At 35.2% G+C, this 17492-nt stretch carries 14 protein-coding genes; all 14 read left to right on the forward strand.

Going from position 1 to position 17492, the window contains the following annotated elements:
• Positions 1 to 20 precede the first annotated feature (20 nt).
• Positions 21 to 2441, forward strand: a complete 2421-nt coding sequence (bamA, locus tag RHO14_01985) for an outer membrane protein assembly factor BamA (GenBank protein ID WVD71580.1) — start codon at positions 21 to 23, stop codon at positions 2439 to 2441.
• A 32-nt stretch (positions 2442 to 2473) separates the two neighbouring features.
• On the forward strand, positions 2474 to 2959 hold the full coding sequence (locus RHO14_01990) for an OmpH family outer membrane protein (protein ID WVD71581.1): 486 nt from the start codon (positions 2474 to 2476) through the stop codon (positions 2957 to 2959).
• Complete coding sequence (gene lpxD, locus RHO14_01995) at positions 2959 to 3987, forward strand: UDP-3-O-(3-hydroxymyristoyl)glucosamine N-acyltransferase (GenBank protein WVD71582.1); 1029 nt, start codon at positions 2959 to 2961, stop codon at positions 3985 to 3987. The genes RHO14_01990 and lpxD overlap by 1 nt, the downstream gene beginning before the upstream one ends.
• A 117-nt stretch (positions 3988 to 4104) precedes the next feature.
• Positions 4105 to 5406 carry a trigger factor gene (gene tig / locus RHO14_02000; protein WVD71583.1) on the forward strand — a complete coding sequence of 434 codons (1302 nt, stop codon included), beginning with the start codon at positions 4105 to 4107 and terminating at the stop codon, positions 5404 to 5406.
• 81 nt (positions 5407 to 5487) lie between these two features.
• Positions 5488 to 6105, forward strand: coding sequence for an ATP-dependent Clp endopeptidase proteolytic subunit ClpP (gene clpP / locus RHO14_02005; protein WVD71584.1), 618 nt, complete (start codon positions 5488 to 5490; stop codon positions 6103 to 6105).
• Between the two features lie 65 nt (positions 6106 to 6170).
• On the forward strand, positions 6171 to 7418 hold the full coding sequence (clpX, locus tag RHO14_02010; protein ID WVD71585.1) for an ATP-dependent protease ATP-binding subunit ClpX: 1248 nt from the start codon (positions 6171 to 6173) through the stop codon (positions 7416 to 7418).
• Positions 7419 to 7754: 336 nt separating this feature from the next.
• Positions 7755 to 10148 (forward strand): endopeptidase La, encoded by a 2394-nt coding sequence (gene lon / locus RHO14_02015; protein WVD72488.1) that lies wholly within the window; start codon positions 7755 to 7757, stop codon positions 10146 to 10148.
• A gap of 173 nt (positions 10149 to 10321) precedes the next feature.
• Complete coding sequence (locus RHO14_02020; GenBank protein WVD71586.1) at positions 10322 to 12154, forward strand: SurA N-terminal domain-containing protein; 1833 nt, start codon at positions 10322 to 10324, stop codon at positions 12152 to 12154.
• A gap of 146 nt (positions 12155 to 12300) precedes the next feature.
• Positions 12301 to 12621 carry a helix-hairpin-helix domain-containing protein gene (locus RHO14_02025; protein ID WVD71587.1) on the forward strand — a complete coding sequence of 107 codons (321 nt, stop codon included), beginning with the start codon at positions 12301 to 12303 and terminating at the stop codon, positions 12619 to 12621.
• Between the two features lie 140 nt (positions 12622 to 12761).
• The gene (locus RHO14_02030) at positions 12762 to 13760 is read left to right on the forward strand and encodes an aspartate-semialdehyde dehydrogenase (GenBank protein WVD71588.1); all 999 of its coding nucleotides are present in this window, start codon (positions 12762 to 12764) and stop codon (positions 13758 to 13760) included.
• 14 nt (positions 13761 to 13774) lie between these two features.
• On the forward strand, positions 13775 to 14557 hold the full coding sequence (truA, locus tag RHO14_02035; GenBank protein ID WVD71589.1) for a tRNA pseudouridine(38-40) synthase TruA: 783 nt from the start codon (positions 13775 to 13777) through the stop codon (positions 14555 to 14557).
• A 201-nt stretch (positions 14558 to 14758) separates the two neighbouring features.
• Entirely contained in the window at positions 14759 to 15655 is an 897-nt protein-coding gene (gene accD, locus RHO14_02040) for an acetyl-CoA carboxylase, carboxyltransferase subunit beta (GenBank protein ID WVD71590.1), read from the forward strand.
• 19 nt (positions 15656 to 15674) lie between these two features.
• Positions 15675 to 16970 (forward strand): bifunctional tetrahydrofolate synthase/dihydrofolate synthase, encoded by a 1296-nt coding sequence (gene folC / locus RHO14_02045; GenBank protein WVD71591.1) that lies wholly within the window; start codon positions 15675 to 15677, stop codon positions 16968 to 16970.
• A complete protein-coding gene (locus RHO14_02050) occupies positions 16963 to 17469 on the forward strand; it encodes an SPOR domain-containing protein (protein ID WVD71592.1) in 507 nt (168 codons plus the stop codon). The genes folC and RHO14_02050 overlap by 8 nt, the downstream gene beginning before the upstream one ends.
• Positions 17470 to 17492 lie beyond the last annotated feature (23 nt).

The following is a 17492-nucleotide window of genomic DNA, read 5'->3' on the forward strand; positions in this document are numbered from 1 at the left end:
ATGAAAGGTGAGCCTCACAAATGAGAATTAGTAAATTGCTCATAGCGTCTTTGTTTTTTAGTTCTTTTACGTATAGCCAAGTGGCATTTGCTGCTGATGATTTTCAGGTAAAAGATATAAAATTCGAAGGATTGCAACGCGTAACACTTGGTGCTGCGTTATTAAAAATGCCCGTACAAGTGGGTGATTATGTAAACGAGTCGGATCTGGGTAATATTATTAAATCGCTATATACCAGTGGCAATTTTGAAAATATTACGGTTTCTCGTGATGGTAATATATTAATTATCAATGTACAAGAACGTCCTACTATTGCAAGCATCACATTCTCAGGTAACAAGTCAGTAAAAGATGACATGTTAACATCAAATTTAGATAGCTCTGGAGTGAGAGTTGGTGAGTCATTAGATCGCACAACCTTATCCGCTATTGAAAAAGGCCTTGAAGACTTTTACTACAGTATTGGTAAATATAACGCTAAAGTTAAAGCGGTTGTAACGCCATTGTCTCGTAATCGTGTTGATTTAAAGTTAGATATCGCTGAAGGCGTATCTGCACAAATAGATCAGATTAATATTGTAGGGGCTAAGGCTTATTCTTCAGATGAACTAATCTCTCGTTTCTCACTAAGAGATGAAGTTCCTTGGTGGAATATGCTAGGCGATAGAAAATATCAAAAACAAAAATTAGCCGCGGATTTAGATGAGCTACAGGGTTTCTATCTTGATAAAGGTTATGCTCGTTTTAATATTGAATCGACACAAGTTAGTTTAACTCCAGATAAAAAAGGGATTTATGTCACTATTAATGTCCATGAAGGTGAACAATATAATTTTTCTGGAGTAGAGCTTAAAGGTAGCTATGCTGGTTATAAAGATAAAATTGATCAAATTCTGACTGAGCAAATTCATCAAGGTCAGCTTTATAATGGTAAAAAAATTACGCTGGTTGAAGATAAAATCAAAAAAATGCTTGCCGATTATGGTTATGCATACCCTAGAGTGATAACTCATCCAGAAATTAACGATACTGACCACACGGTTAACTTAATCGTATTTGTTGAATCTGGCCCTCGTTACTATGTTCGAAAAATTAATATTGTTGGTAATTCAGTTACTAGTGAAAAAGTTATTCGCCGAGAACTACGCCAAATGGAAGCTGCTTGGTTAAGTAATAACTTAGTTGAGCTAGGCAAAACAAGGCTAAATCGTTTAGGATTTTTCGATACAGTTGAAACGGATACACAAAAAGTACCAGGCGTTGATGACCAAGTTGATATTACCTATAAGGTTGCTGAACGAAATACGGGTAGCATAAAATTTGGTGTCGGTATCGGTTCTGATAGTGGGCTTAGCTTTAATGCTGGTATTTCACAGGAAAATTGGCTAGGTACAGGTAATAGCGTTTCATTTGATGTAAATACCACTGATTCAGATAAAACGGCGTCTCTTTCTGCTACTAACCCTTATTTTACCATTGATGGAGTTAGCTTAGGTGGTAGTCTTTATTATAATACATATCAAGCAGATAAAGAGAATGGCGATGTATCAGAATACTCAAGTAAAACATGGGGAGCTACAGCCAACTTAGGTTTCCCTATTAGTGAGACCAACTTTATCCGTTTTGGGACTGAATTTGCTAATCACTCGTTAAGTGATATGAAAGCGCAATATGGTATGTGGCGTTATTTAGAATCAATGGGTGAAAATGTCAGGGGTAAAACATCTGATGCAAGTTATGATACCAACGACCTATTAATAAATGCTTACTGGAGCTACAATACATTAGACCGAGGTTTCTTCCCAACCGAAGGATTAAAAGTCAGTGCTAATGCAAAAGTGACGACACCAGTATTTGATAATCGATATATCAAGTTTGTTGCTGATAGTTCTTATTATTATCCTTTAGATACTGACCATCAATGGGTTGCATTAGCGCGTGGCCGTTTAGGCTATGGTACTGGATTTGGTGGTAAAGAGTTACCATTTTATGAAAACTTTTATGCCGGTGGCTCATCTATATTAAGGGGCTTTAAATCAAATACCGTAGGGCCAAAAGCTATCTACTTTAATAACCCGAATTGTAATTTATCCAATCAGAGCCAATGTAGAGTATCATCAGATGCCGTTGGTGGTAACGCATTAGCCTTTGTTAGTGGTGAGTTAATTGTACCAACACCATTTGCTAGTGAAAAATATTCAAATAGTATTCGAACATCGCTATTTGTTGACGCCGGTACTGTATGGGATACCGAATGGGATATGAAAGGAAATAATATGCCTGATTATAGTTCGCCATCTGATATTCGTGTTTCAGCCGGGCTTGCCGTACAATGGATGTCACCATTAGGCCCATTAGTGTTCTCTTATGCTCAGCCAATCAAGAAATTTGATGGTGATTCTTCGCAGCAGTTCCAGTTTAATATTGGTTCTACTTGGTAAATTGTTAGTATTTAATATAAAAGGTGATTAGAGTGAAAAAATTTATATCAGTTATGGGATTAGGTTTAGTATTATTAAGTGGTATGGCTTTTGCTGACACAAAAGTAGCGGTTGTTGATGTGGTTTCAATTTTACAACAAATGCCACAAAGAGAATCTGTTGGCAAAGCGCTTGATGCAGAGTTTGAATCACGAGCTAAGGTTTTGAAAGAAGAAGAGAAAAAGGCCTATGATGCTAACCAAAAATTACAAAAAGAAGGCATGACGTTATCGGCTTCAGAAAAAACGAAACTAGCTAATCTTATTAAAGCATTTGAAGATAAAGCAAAAGGTTTTTCTGCTGACTATCGTAAACGCGAAAATGAAGAAGCAGGCAAACTATTAGCAAAAATTGGCGAAGCCGTGAAAAAAGTTGCAGCTGAACAAAAGTATGATTTAGTTTTAAAAGCTGAAGCTGCTTTTTATGCAACTGACTCTGTTGATATAACAAGTCAAGTTTTGGCACAGGTCAAAAAATAATGCATGTGTATAAGTTAAAGGAATTAGCGGAAAAATTAGATGCTGTTTTAGTTGGTGATGAAAATACGATTATTACTAGTATTGCGTCTATGGCTAATGCAGAGCAAAGCCAGATTACTTTTTTATCTGATAAAAAATATCAAGATCAGTTACAAACTTGTCAGGCGACCGCTGTTGTTTTGACTGAAGAGAGTTTACCTTATTGGAATGGCGCAGCGTTGGTCGTGAGTAATCCTTACTTAACATATGCAAGGCTTGCTCAGTTACTTGATACTACGCCATTGCCAGCAAAAGAAATTGCATCATCTGCGGTGATCGCAAATGATGTTATTTTAGGACAAAATGTTGCTATCGGTGCTAATGCAGTTATTGATAGTGGTGTAGAGCTTGGTGATAATACGATTATTGGTGCCGGCTGCTTTATTGGTCAAAATAGTAAGATTGGTAGAAATACCAAACTATGGGCTAATGTTTCCGTTTATCATAATATTCAAATTGGTGATAATTGCCTAATTCAATCTGGCGCAGTAATTGGTTCTGATGGGTTTGGGTATGCAAATGATCGTGGAAACTGGATCAAAATTCCTCAATTAGGCCGAGTTATTATTGGTAATAACGTTGAAATTGGTGCATCGACGACAATTGATCGCGGAGCACTTGATGATACGATTATTCGTGATGGTGTTATTATTGATAATCAATGCCAGATTGCCCACAACGATTATATTGGTGAACATACTGCTGTCGCTGGTGGTGTGATTATGGCCGGTAGTCTAAAAATTGGTAAATATTGTTTGATTGGTGGTGCAAGTGTCATCAATGGTCATATGGAAATTTGTGACAAAGTTACTGTCACGGGAATGGGTATGGTGATGCGGCCCATTACCACACCGGGGATTTATTCTTCAGGAATTCCTTTGCAAGAAAACAAAGTATGGCGTAAAACAGCCTCATTAGTATTACATATTGATGAGATGAATAAACGATTAAAATCGTTAGAGAAGAAGCTATTAAAATTCTCGACGTAAGCTATATCGGCCTGTATAATGCATGGCTATTTTATAAACTTTTTTGTGTTTACCTTGTAGGGGCAAGTCCTTTTGATTGCAAAAACACAATTTAACTCATGATTCTGAGGTTCAAAGATGCAAGTTTCGGTGGAAACAACACAAGGATTAGGGCGACGTTTAACGATAACTATTCCATCAGAAGATATCCAAAAAGCGATTAGTAAAGAGCTAACTAATACTGCGAAAAAAGTCCGTATTGACGGATTTCGTAAAGGTAAAGTTCCATTAAAAATTGTTGAGCAGCGCTATGGAGCATCGATTTTACAAGATGCCTTGAGTGAATTAATGCAACGTAATTTTATCGAAGCGATTATTCAAGAAAAAATCAATCCAGCAGGTTCTCCAAATTATATTCCAACACAATATAAAGAAGGTGAAGATTATCCATTTACTGTTGAATTTGAAGTCTATCCTCAAGTAGAAATTAAAGATCTTGATAAGATTGAAGTCGAAAAACCAGTTGTTGAAGTTGTTGATGCTGATATCGAAACAATGCTTGAGACATTACGTAAACAACAAGGAACTTGGAAAGAAGTAGCCAAAGATGCCCAAGATCAAATGCGTGTTGTTTTTGACTTTTTAGGTACTGTTGACGGTGAAGAGTTTGAAGGCGGAAAAGCGACTGATTTTGCGCTTGTATTAGGTCAAGGACGAATGATCCCTGGGTTTGAAGACGCTATTTTAGGTCATAAAGCGGGCGATAGCTTTGATATTAATGTAACGTTCCCTGATGATTATCACGCTGAAAACTTAAAAGGTAAACCTGCAAAATTTGCATCAACCTTGAAAAAAGTTGAAGAGTTAGAATTACCAGAATTAACGACTGATGTGATTAAACGTTTTGGTATTGCTGATGGTACGCTTGATAGCTTAAAAGCTGAAGTAAGCAAAAATATGCAAAGAGAGTTGAAAGCGACTGTACGTAATAAAATCAAAGCACAAGTGATTGATGGACTTGTCAAACATAATGAAATTGATGTTCCATCGCCACTTATTGATCGTGAAATTGATGTCTTACGTCAACAAGCTATGACACGTTTTGGTAACAACGCTCCTCAAGCGATGGAATTACCGAAAGAGTTATTTGAAGTTGAAGCTAAGCGCCGTGTAGTTATTGGATTACTATTTAGTGAAATCATTGAAAGTAATAAACTAACAGCTGATGACAGCCGAGTGAAAGAACTTATCGATGAAATAGCAACAGCATACGAAGATCCAAAAGAAGTTGTTGCCTATTATAGTAAAGATAAAAAAGCGTTAGATAACTTAAAATCAGTCGCATTAGAAGATCAAGTTGTTGATTTACTACTTGAAAAAGCTAAAGTAACCGATAAGTCATATTCATTTTCGGAATTAATGAATCAACAACCAGCATAATGTGAGTTGATTTTTTAATCAAATTATAGCCCAAAATAAGAGTTCTCTTTTTTGGGCTGTTTTATTTAGTTAGGAGGAAAAATGTCTTATAACAATAATTCATTTGAGGAAAGAATGAGCGTTGTACCAATGGTTGTAGAACAAAGTTCTAGAGGTGAAAGGGCATATGACATCTATTCTCGGCTTTTAAAAGAACGTATTATTTTTATGACAGGGCAAGTTGAAGATCATATGGCAAATTTGATCGTTGCTCAAATGCTATTTTTAGAAGCAGAAAACCCTGAAAAAGATATTTATCTTTATATAAATTCTCCTGGTGGCGTGATAACTTCAGGTATGTCTATTTATGATACGATGCAGTTTATTAAACCAGATGTCAGTACGATTTGCCTTGGTCAAGCGTGTTCTATGGGGGCATTTTTACTAACGGCTGGGGCTAAAGGTAAGCGTTATTGTTTGCCTAATGCAAGAGTAATGATTCATCAGCCATTAGGTGGATATCAGGGGCAAGCTTCTGATATACAAATTCATGCTAAAGAAGTTTTAAAAGTAAAAAATAGAATGAATGAATTAATGGCATTACATACAGGTCAAAAATTAGAAATTATTGAGAAAGATACTGACCGCGATAATTTTATGTCAGCACAGCAAGCTGTTGACTATGGATTAGTTGACGCTATTTTTGATAAAAGACCATAATATTATTAGCGCTTGAACAGGCTATTTCAGTTATTTTAAGTATATTCTAATAACAGGTGAGTGAAATGAATAAAGAGAAGTCAGGAAAATTACTTTACTGTACTTTTTGTGGTAGAAGCCAGCATGAAACAAAGAGATTAATTGAATGTTCATCATCAATCTATATTTGTGATGAGTGTATTAACTCTTTAAATGAAATGCTAAAAAGTGATGAGACCGAATTTACTCATCAAGAGCAAATATCGACGAAGCCACTGCCAACTCCACATGAAATTAGAGCGCACTTAGATGAGTATGTTATTGGGCAAGAGCGAGCGAAAAAAGTTCTTTCTGTCGCCGTGTATAATCATTATAAACGTTTACGTGCGACTAAATCTCAAGATGGTGTGGAGTTAGGAAAAAGTAATATATTACTTATCGGACCTACCGGTAGTGGTAAAACATTACTCGCTGAAACGCTTGCGCGCTTCCTTGATGTCCCTTTTGCGATGGCTGATGCAACCACATTAACTGAAGCTGGTTATGTTGGTGAAGATGTTGAAAATATTATCCAAAAGTTATTACAAAATTGTGATTATGATGTTGAAAAAGCACAGCGCGGTATTATCTACGTTGATGAGATCGATAAAATTTCTCGTAAATCAGATAACCCTTCAATTACTCGAGATGTTTCAGGTGAAGGTGTTCAACAGGCATTATTGAAAATAATCGAGGGAACGGTTGCATCTGTTCCACCTAAAGGTGGAAGAAAACATCCACAACAAGAGTTTTTGCAAGTTGATACATCTAAAATATTATTTATTTGTGGTGGTGCGTTTGCAGGGCTTGATAAAGTGGTTGCTAACCGAGTTTCGATTAACTCAGGTATTGGTTTTGGTGCGGAAGTTAAAGTTGAAAAACAAAAAGCCACTGAATCAGAGCTTTTAGCTCAAATAGAGCCAACGGATCTAATTAAATTTGGTTTGATCCCGGAGTTTATTGGTCGACTCCCTGTTATTGCTTCGCTTACTGAGCTTGATAAAGCGGCTTTAATCCAAATTTTGACAGAACCCAAAAATGCATTAACTAAGCAGTATCAGGCATTATTTGATTTAGAGAATGCTAATTTAGAATTTACTAAAGATGGATTAGAAGCGATTGCTGACAAAGCGATGAAACGAAAAACAGGTGCTAGGGGCTTACGTTCAATTGTTGAGAATATCTTGTTGGACATTATGTATGATTTACCGTCATTAAAAAATGTCGATAAAGTTCTCGTGACAAAAGATACAATTGAAAAACAAATGCTTCCTGAGATTCTTTATAAAAAATAATCCTAACCTGCATTCTTTTTATAATAAGAATGCAGGTTCTTAATCTTAAATGCGATTTTGTCACAAAAAAATATGATTAACTAATCTAAATTATAAATAAAGCTATTCAATTTAATAACGTAGCACTAAGTTATTTGCTCTTACTGTTAATCGTTATTACTAAAAAGTAAGTATAAATACTCTATTTACTTCCCTATTTTCAACCACAATATGCACTGCGTTAATACTGTAAATATAAGTAGGGTTGAATATTAATAATTAGACCCTATATAGATTGAATATGAAATTGATACTGTCAGAGAGCGCGATATGAGAACAAAACAACCAAAACAGGTAATGCCAGTTCTACCACTACGAGATGTTGTGGTGTTTCCTCACATGGTTATTCCATTGTTTGTTGGTCGAGACAAATCTATTCGTTGTTTAGAAAGAGCAATGGAGATGGATAAGCAAGTTTTCTTGGTTACCCAAAAAGATGCAACTCAAGATGATCCACAAGAAAATGATCTATTTTCTATTGGTACAATAGCTAATATATTACAATTATTAAAATTACCTGACGGTACAATAAAAGTGCTCGTTGAAGGTATTGAAAGAGCAAAACTGGTCAATATAGTTGAGCAAGATGATGATGAATTTTTTATCGGTAATATTTCTCAAGTAAAAGAGCCTAATAGTGATTTAGATAATGAAGCATTAGTTAGGGTTGTATTATCTAATTTTGAAGAGTATTCAAAACTAAATAAAAAAATCACACAAGAAGTTGTTGATTCAATTAGACTAATTAAAGAGCCGGCACAATTAGCTGACTCTATTGCTGCTACTTTATTTATTAAAGTTGAGCAAAAACAAGAAATTTTAGGTTGTTTAGATTTAGAAAAACGATTTGAGTTTTTAGTTTCTATGATGGCGTCTGAAATTGACTTGCTACAAGTTGAAAAGAATATTCGTCAACGCGTAAAACAACAAATGGAAAAAGCTCAAAAAGAATACTATCTGAATGAGCAAATCAAAGCAATTCATAAAGAACTCGGTGACATTGAAAATAAACCCGATGAGTATGAAGATCTCAAAATTAAAATTGAACAAGCTAAGATGCCTCAAGAGGCTCTAGATAAAGTTTTAGCAGAGCTAAATAAACTTAAGATGATGCCAGCCATGTCGGCTGAAGCAACGGTTGTTCGCGGTTATATTGATTGGATGTTGCAAGTTCCATGGGCGAAAAAATCGAAAGTTAAAAAAGGTATTAAAGAAGCACAAAAAGTACTCGATCATGATCATTATGGTCTTGAGAGAGTTAAAGATCGAATTTTAGAATACTTAGCAGTTCAAGGCCGCGTTAATAAAATTAAAGGCCCTATTCTTTGCCTAGTTGGTCCTCCTGGTGTTGGTAAAACATCGTTAGGTCAATCGATTGCTAAAGCAACTGGGCGTGAATATGTTCGCATGGCGCTTGGTGGCGTGCGTGATGAAGCTGAAATTCGTGGGCATCGTAGAACATATATTGGCTCGATGCCTGGCAAATTGATTCAACGTATGGCTAAAGTTGGGGTTAAAAATCCATTATTCTTGCTTGATGAAATTGATAAGATGTCATCAGATATGAGAGGTGATCCGGCTTCTGCATTATTAGAGGTTCTTGATCCTGAGCAAAATAATGCTTTTAATGATCATTACCTAGAAGTGGACTATGATCTCTCTGATGTCATGTTTGTTGCAACAGCCAATTCAATGAATATTCCAGCCCCATTACTTGATCGAATGGAAGTTATTCGTTTATCGGGTTATACCGAGGATGAAAAACTGAATATTGCTAAACAGCATCTATTGCAAAAACAGATTGATAATAATGGACTTAAAGCGGGAGAAATTATCATTGATGACTCTGCACTTATGGCGATTATTCGGTACTATACAAGGGAAGCAGGTGTTCGTAGCTTAGAGCGTGAAATAGCGAAAATTTGCCGTAAGGTTGTTAAGCAATTAGCACTCAATAAAAAAGTCAAAAATATTGTTGTTACCGAAGATAATCTTAAAGATTTTCTGGGGGTAGAGCGTTTTGATTATGGCAAAGTTGATGGTGAAAATCGTATAGGTCAGGTTAATGGGCTTGCTTGGACTGAAGTTGGTGGTGACTTACTTACTATTGAGTCGGTTAGTGTACCAGGAAAAGGAAAGCTAACTTATACTGGTTCTTTAGGTGACGTTATGCAGGAGTCAATTCAAGCTGCACTAACAGTTGTTCGCTCAAGAGCTGAAAAATTAGGTATTAATAGCGATTTCTATGAAAAACGCGATATTCATGTTCACGTACCTGATGGCGCAACCCCTAAAGATGGACCAAGTGCAGGTATTGCAATGTGTACATCCTTAATTTCAACGCTAACTGGAAACCCAGTTAAAGCAGATGTTGCGATGACAGGTGAGATTACTTTACGAGGGCAAGTATTGCCAATTGGTGGGCTAAAAGAAAAATTGTTAGCCGCGCATCGTGGCGGTATAAAAACGGTTATTATTCCAATCGATAATGTTAAAGATCTAGAAGAGATCCCTGATAACGTAAAAGCAGAGTTAGATATTCATCCTGCAAAATGGATTGATGATGTTATTAGCGTTGCACTAGCAAATAATCCTTTTGGTATTGAGCTTATCAAACCTGAGAAAAATACCATTAAGCGACCAGTAAAGAAAAATAAAACTGTCGTTCCGGTTTCAGGCACGATTAACTAATTTTATTGAAAAATTTTAAAGGCTAGCATTTGCTAGCCTTTTTATTAACATTTATACAATAGCGAATCTCAATAGATATGGTATACTTTTCGCCATTAATATGGGGTGATATGACTACTTATTTCAGTGAATAAACGTTATAAAGATAGGTTATTCAATGGAGAACAAAGAATATGATGGAAAAAATTAGGACAGCAGCTAATAGCATTATTGTAAAAATTATTTTTAGTATAATCATTTTAGCATTCATTTTTACGGGTGTTGGTGGTTTTCTTGGTTTCGGTTCGAGTGCTAAAGATGAACAAGTGTATATTGCAAAAGTTGATGGTGAAGGGATCAGCCGTAATACTTTTGAAAAGCAAGCACAAGAATTAATACAGAAAAATAGCCATTTAATTGGCGATGGTAGCGATGACTCTTTTGTTAAAATGATTCGCGCTTCTGTATTATCAAATCAAATTGATAATTATTTAGCCTATAAATTTGCAGACTCTTTAAATGCAAATATTAGTGATGAACAAGTAAAAATGGAAATTCGTAAGCAACCTGTTTTTTTCGAAAATGGGCGTTTTAATAACCAGCGATATTTACAGTTATTAGCAGCGAATGGCTATACACCTGATACTTATGCAGATGGTTTACGTTCAGCTATTAAGCAGCAACAGGTAATGGATGCACTATTTTTAACTGACTTCGTTCTACCAACTGACTCAGATATTTCTTTACTAGACAATCAAACTAGAGCCATCTACTTAGCTAATTACTCAATTGATAACATCAATGATAATGATGCTTTAGCGGTTTCTGATGATGAAATTAAAAATTATTATGATACTAATAAGCAAGAGTTCTATCATGATAAACGAGTGAAAATGAAGTTTGTTACTAACTTCTTACCTGCAATAAAGCAAGATATACAAGTGTTACCATCAGAAGTTGAAAAGTATTACGCTGACAGCAAAGATGGCACCATGATACCAGAAAAACGCCTATATAGTGTTCTTTCATTTACTAGTTTAGATGCGGCGCAAAAAGAATATAATTTGATGAGCAAAATGCAAGGTAAACAGCGCTCATCAACAAAAATGGATAGTCTTGGTTGGTTTGCTTTGGATGAAAAATTACCAGAATTATTAACTAAGATTAAACTAGATACTATCGGTAGTATATCTAAGCCCCTTGAGCAAGACGGTGACTTCTATATTATTCGTTTAGATCAAATTGAAAAAGCAAAAAAATTACCTTTTGAATATGCTAAAGCGTCGATTCACGATTTACTTTATCAACAAAAAATTGATAAGAAATATCGAGAACAACAAACAGCATTAGAAAAAGCAGCTAAGTTGCCCACTTTAGATGAAATTGCAAAAAAATCAGGTTTGCCATCATATGACTCTGACTGGACGTATGAAAAAGAGAATTTTTCTGTCGGCCGCTACCCTGAGATTAATGACGTTGCTTTTAGTGATGAGATGATCAAAGATGGTAAACCAACGGGAAAAATCTCTGATATTATTAATATCGCGCAATATGACGGGTCATATATTATTCAAGTTACTGATTATCAAGATGCGGGTATCTCTACTTTTGAAGATGTTAAAGACTCGATAAAAGCAAAATTGATTGCGGAAAAGAAAAAACAAATCTTTTCACAAAAAGTGGCTACGCTATTAGCTCAGCTAAAACAAACAGGCGTGGCTGATGGTTTATCTTTTGCTCAAAAAATGTCGGTAACACAAAATTTAGTTGATGACCGAATTAATGAAAAAACAGTAAAAGATGTATTTGCAACTATTCCCGCAGTAGAGGGAAATAGTTATGGGGTGACACTAATTGGCGATGATAAAGCGCAGTTTTTTGTATTAACTGGCGTCACATACCCGGAAAAAGCAGATGACTTATCTGAAAAGATAAAACCTGAAATGCTAATTTTAAATCGTAATTCTTTAGCAAAAGATTTGCGCTCAAAAGCTGAAATTAAGATTATGCCAAATGCTAATTTGTGATAAACCTCTCAGTAATTTTTGTTATTAATATAAATCTTAAAGCCACTTTCGTGGCTTTTTACATAATTGTACTACTCAAATTTATATTACAAGTAATTATGGCAAAGTAACCCGACTAGTTTTTTATCATCTAAGAGGAGTTACTAATGAAAAATTTACAACACTATGTAATGATTAGCGTACTATTTTTAAGCCCGCTATTTTATTCTTTTTCCATTTATGCAAAATCAATTAACAATCAAACAGTTCCTATAATTGAGCAACAAAAAATAGAACAAATTAATATTAATCAATCCTCTGCTGAAGATTTGGCAAGGAATTTAAATGGCATTGGATTAAATAAAGCAAAAAAAATTGTCGAATATCGTGAAAAATTTGGTCCTTTTGTATCGATAGAGCAACTAAAAGAAGTATCAGGAATTGGGCAATCTATTTTAGATGCTAACGTTGGTAAACTGATATTATAGTCGTCATTATGGAATAGAGACCTACAATTCTCTATTCCAATCTTTACTATTAAGGTACTGGCGTATTGATTATTGTTGTACCTTGACTCTAATTATCAGTATAATCATGCCCAATTCTGTTAATCTTAATAGGTTATTTTATGTCATCTTGGAATATTGCGGTTGTTGGCGCAAATGGGCAGGTAGGTAGTGCATTGATTGAATTGTTAGAACATAGTTCCCTTACAATTGATCATCTTGATTTAATCGGTAGTGATAATAGTGAAGGCGATATAGTGCGCTTTGCTGGTAAAAACTTAACAATTAAAAATATTGATCGTGTGGATTGGTCTAGCTATCATTTGGTATTTTTTGTTGTAAATCAGGATATAACTAACAAATATGCTCGATTAGCCGCGGAGTCAGGCTGCATTATACTCGATGCAACAGGTACCTTTGCATTAGATGATACAATCCCATTAATCTTACCAAAAGTTAATGAGTCATTATTAGCTGAATATCGTAATGAGAATATTATTTCAGTTGCTAACCCTATTGTTAGTCAAGCTCTGCGTTGCCTTGCAAGTTTAACTGATCTTGAAAAGTTAGATCGGTTACATATTACAAATCTTATTTCAGCTTCTTGTTATGGTAAAAAAGGTGTTAATGAGTTAGCAGGTCAAAGTGCTCGGCTTTTAAATGGTTTACCTGCAGAGAATAGTTTTTTTACTAAGCAGTTAGCTTTCAATGTTCTAACTGATTCACTCGTTGATGATGAAGTGATTGTAGAGCAAATTAGGCGTATTACCGGTAATTATCAACTTTCCATTACACTTGATTCAATGCTAGTTCCTGTTTTTTATGGGCTCACTCAATCTGTTTCTTTTACATCTGTAGCCCCGCAAAGTACAGAGCAATACGATGAATTAGTATTCGAAAAATATGGGATTAAACTATTAGCTGCAGACTATCCTACGCCAGTCACAGTTATTAATAATGAACAAAATAAAAATCAATCGATTATGTTAGCAAATGTACATCATAGTTACGGTTCTCAAGAACAAATACAATTTATGAGTGTTAGTGATAATATTCGTTACTTAGGTGCGAAAATATTATTAGAAACAGCTGAAAGTTTATTAACTAATTATGTAGATTAAGAAGAGTTGCTTTAATGAAAATCGCATTGGGTGTTGAATATGATGGTAGTCAATATTTTGGTTGGCAAAAGCAACAAAATGTTTTATCTATTCAACAAAAGCTTGAAGAAGCTTTAAGTCGTATTGCGAATCAAACGATAACGATTTTTTGTGCAGGTCGTACTGATGCTGGTGTGCACGCGACAGGGCAGGTTGTTCATTTTGAAACTGATTGTCAGCGCCCAGTAAGCGCTTGGACTATGGGCGTAAATGCTAACTTACCCGCTAATATTGCGGTCAAATGGGCGCTAATTATTGATGATTCATTTCATGCAAGGTTTAGTGCTCAGGCTCGGCGTTATCGTTATATTATTTATAATCACCCTTATCGTCACGCTATATTAAGTCGTGGTATTAGCCATTATCATCAGATACTAGATGAAAAAAAAATGCATTTAGCTGCACAATATCTACTTGGTGAGAATGATTTTAGTGCTTTTCGAGCAGCACAGTGTCAATCGCTATCTCCATGGCGAAATATTGAGCACGTTAAGGTTAGTCGTCAGGGGCATTATATCATTATTGATATACAGGCTAATGCCTTTGTTCATCACATGGTCCGCAATATTGTTGGTAGTTTGCTAGAAGTGGGTAATGGTAATAAATCAGAAGATTGGATATATGAACTCTTGCTATCTAAAGATAGAAAATGTGCAGGAGCAACGGCTAAACCAGAAGGTTTGTATCTCGTTGATGTTATTTATCCACCGCAATTTGGAATACCTAAATCGCCTCTAGGCCCTCTATTTATCATTTGATGAGAATAAGGGCTGGATTTAGATCGGCAATGATATAGTGATAGGACATTTTTTCACTATATTAATATGTTACAACAACATTTTAACGGTTAACTATTTTGTATTTATTAAAAAATAGCTATTAAGTAACTGGATAAAATAATATACAATAGTGACTGTCTTTAAGTTTGATAGTCAGTAAGAAAAAACAGAAGGTTAATAATGAGTTGGATTGAAAAAATTCTTAATAAGAATAATATCTCATCAGATCATAAAAAAGCAAATATTCCTGGTGGCGTCTGGACTAAGTGTACTAGCTGCGAACAAATTATCTATCAAGCAGAGCTTGAGCGTAATTTAGAAGTCTGTCCTAAATGTGATCACCATATGCGTATTTCTGCTCGAGTTCGGCTAAATCGCTTTTTAGATGAAGGGTCTGACGTTGAAATTGGTACTGACTTAGAGCCCAAAGATATTTTAAAATTTAAAGATTCAAAAAAATATAAAGATCGCCTTTCTAGCGCGCAAAAAGATACAAATGAAAAAGATGCAATGATTGCAATGAAGGGAACACTATTTGGTATTCCTGTTGTTACGGCATCATTCGAATTTAGCTTTATTGGTGGCTCAATGTCATCAGTTGTTGGTGCGATGTTTGTACGTGCAGCCGAGCAGGCAATTGAGAATAATTGCCCACTAATTTGCTTTTCAACTAGTGGTGGTGCGCGTATGCAAGAAGCACTATTTTCTTTAATGCAGATGGCAAAAACCAGTGCGATACTTGCTAAAATGCAAGATGCTGGATTACCTTATATTTCAGTAATGACCGATCCAACTATGGGCGGTGTATCTGCAAGTCTTGCAATGCTAGGTGATGTAAATATTGCTGAGCCGAAAGCGTTGATTGGTTTTGCCGGCCCAAGAGTTATTGAGCAAACTGTACGTGAAACGTTACCCGAAGGTTTCCAACGTAGTGAGTTTCTATTAGAAAAAGGCGCTATTGACATGATTGTTCATCGCAAAGACATGAGAGTTAAAATTGCTGGTATTCTTGCTAAAATGATGAAATTACCTGACCCATTTAGCGAAAATTTAGCTGAATCATTGATGAATAAATAATTGATTAAGTCTGTATAATATGAATACAAACATTTCAATAAAACCAAATGCCATGTCAACTTTAGATGCATGGCTATCTTATTTAGAGCAGCTTCACCCAAAGACAATTGAATTGGGTTTGGAGAGAGCGGCCAAAGTTGCTGCTCGTTTAGACATTCTTAAACCAGCCCCTTATGTTTTTACTGTTGCAGGTACAAATGGTAAAGGAACAACATGCCGCGCTCTAGAGATGATTTTACTGACAGCCGGTTTTCGTGTTGGAGTCTATAGTTCACCGCACTTATTACGTTATACCGAGCGAGTACGGATTAATAATCAAGAAGTATCTGATCATTTTCATGTCAATGCATTTGATCAGATTGAAAATTGTCGTCAAGATATCTCATTAACCTATTTTGAATATGCTACGTTATCTGCATTGTTATTATTTAAACAGGCTGATTTAGATGTTGTGATACTTGAAGTTGGCTTAGGCGGACGGCTTGATGCAACCAATATTGTTAACGCTGATGTTGCAGTTATTACCTCTATTGCTTTAGATCACATCGATTATCTTGGTAATACGAGAGAAAGTATAGGCAGAGAAAAAGCCGGTATTTTTAAAGAAAATTGTATCGCGATTGTTGGTGAGCCTGATATGCCACTATCGATTTTTGATGTCGCCCTTGAAAAACAAGTTCAATTACATTGTGTTGAACCAAATAATAATTATGATTGGCAATATCAGCAAACAAGTCAGCAATTTTGGCAATTTAAGTCAAAAAAATCAAATTATCAACAATTACCAATCGCTAAAATTCCTTTGGCTAATGCGGCGACAGCGTTAGCTGCTTTAAGTTACTCATCAATAGAAATTAGTGAAGATAGTATTCGATGTGGATTAGCGAACACTGAACTAACAGGGCGATTTCAAATTATTGATCATGATCCCATCGTTATTGTTGATGTTGCTCATAATCCCCATGCGGCAACTTACTTAAATACTCAATTAAAAAAGCTCATTACTAATAAACCTGATGTAAAAAAATTACGAATTGTTATTGGTATGTTAAAAGATAAAGATATTGCTTCTACAGTACAGATTTTACAAGCTGATGCTTGGTATTGTGCAACGCTTTACGGTGAAAGAGGTTCAAGTGCGGAGTATATTGCCGCAAATATCGTAAAAGATGTTAGCTCCGAGGTATATACTTTCCCCTCTGTTTTAGATGCGCTTAATCAAGCGAAGCATGATGCGGATAAAAATGATATTATCGTCGTCTGTGGTTCATTTCATACCGTATCTGAAGTATTAAGTTTGGTCAAAAATGAATAAAAAATATTATCAACTAGTCGGTTTTATTACATTAATTCTGTTGCTTTTACTACTAGCGCCCTATGTACTTACCAATAAATCTAAAAAAATAGAGTCAACAATACCCATTTTATCTTCTTCTAATGAAATACAGTTAGCTGATGATATTCACGAGCTTGATATTGATGAATCTGCTATTGAGTCACCAGATATTAACCCGCAAACAGAAACTAAGTCAGATACATCATTCGTTGAACGACCAAGTCAAAATATTGTAAGCCCATCTGATAAAAATTATATTATACAACTAGTTGCGCTTAAAAATAAGCAAAAGATTGAAGAGTTAGTCGCTTTGCTAAGACTAAATAATTATGATGTTTATACCGATCCAGCTGTTGCGCAAGAAGGCCAACTGACCCGGCTATTTGTCGGTTATTATCCAACTAAAGAACAAGCCGAAACGGTAATTATTGATTTAGAACATTTAACCAAATTGAAAGGTTTTATAGCCACAAATTAATTAAATTATATCGTTAATTTTTA

The organism is Orbaceae bacterium lpD04 (assembly GCA_036251935.1).
In the GTDB taxonomy this organism is placed as follows: domain Bacteria; phylum Pseudomonadota; class Gammaproteobacteria; order Enterobacterales; family Orbaceae; genus Orbus; species Orbus wheelerorum.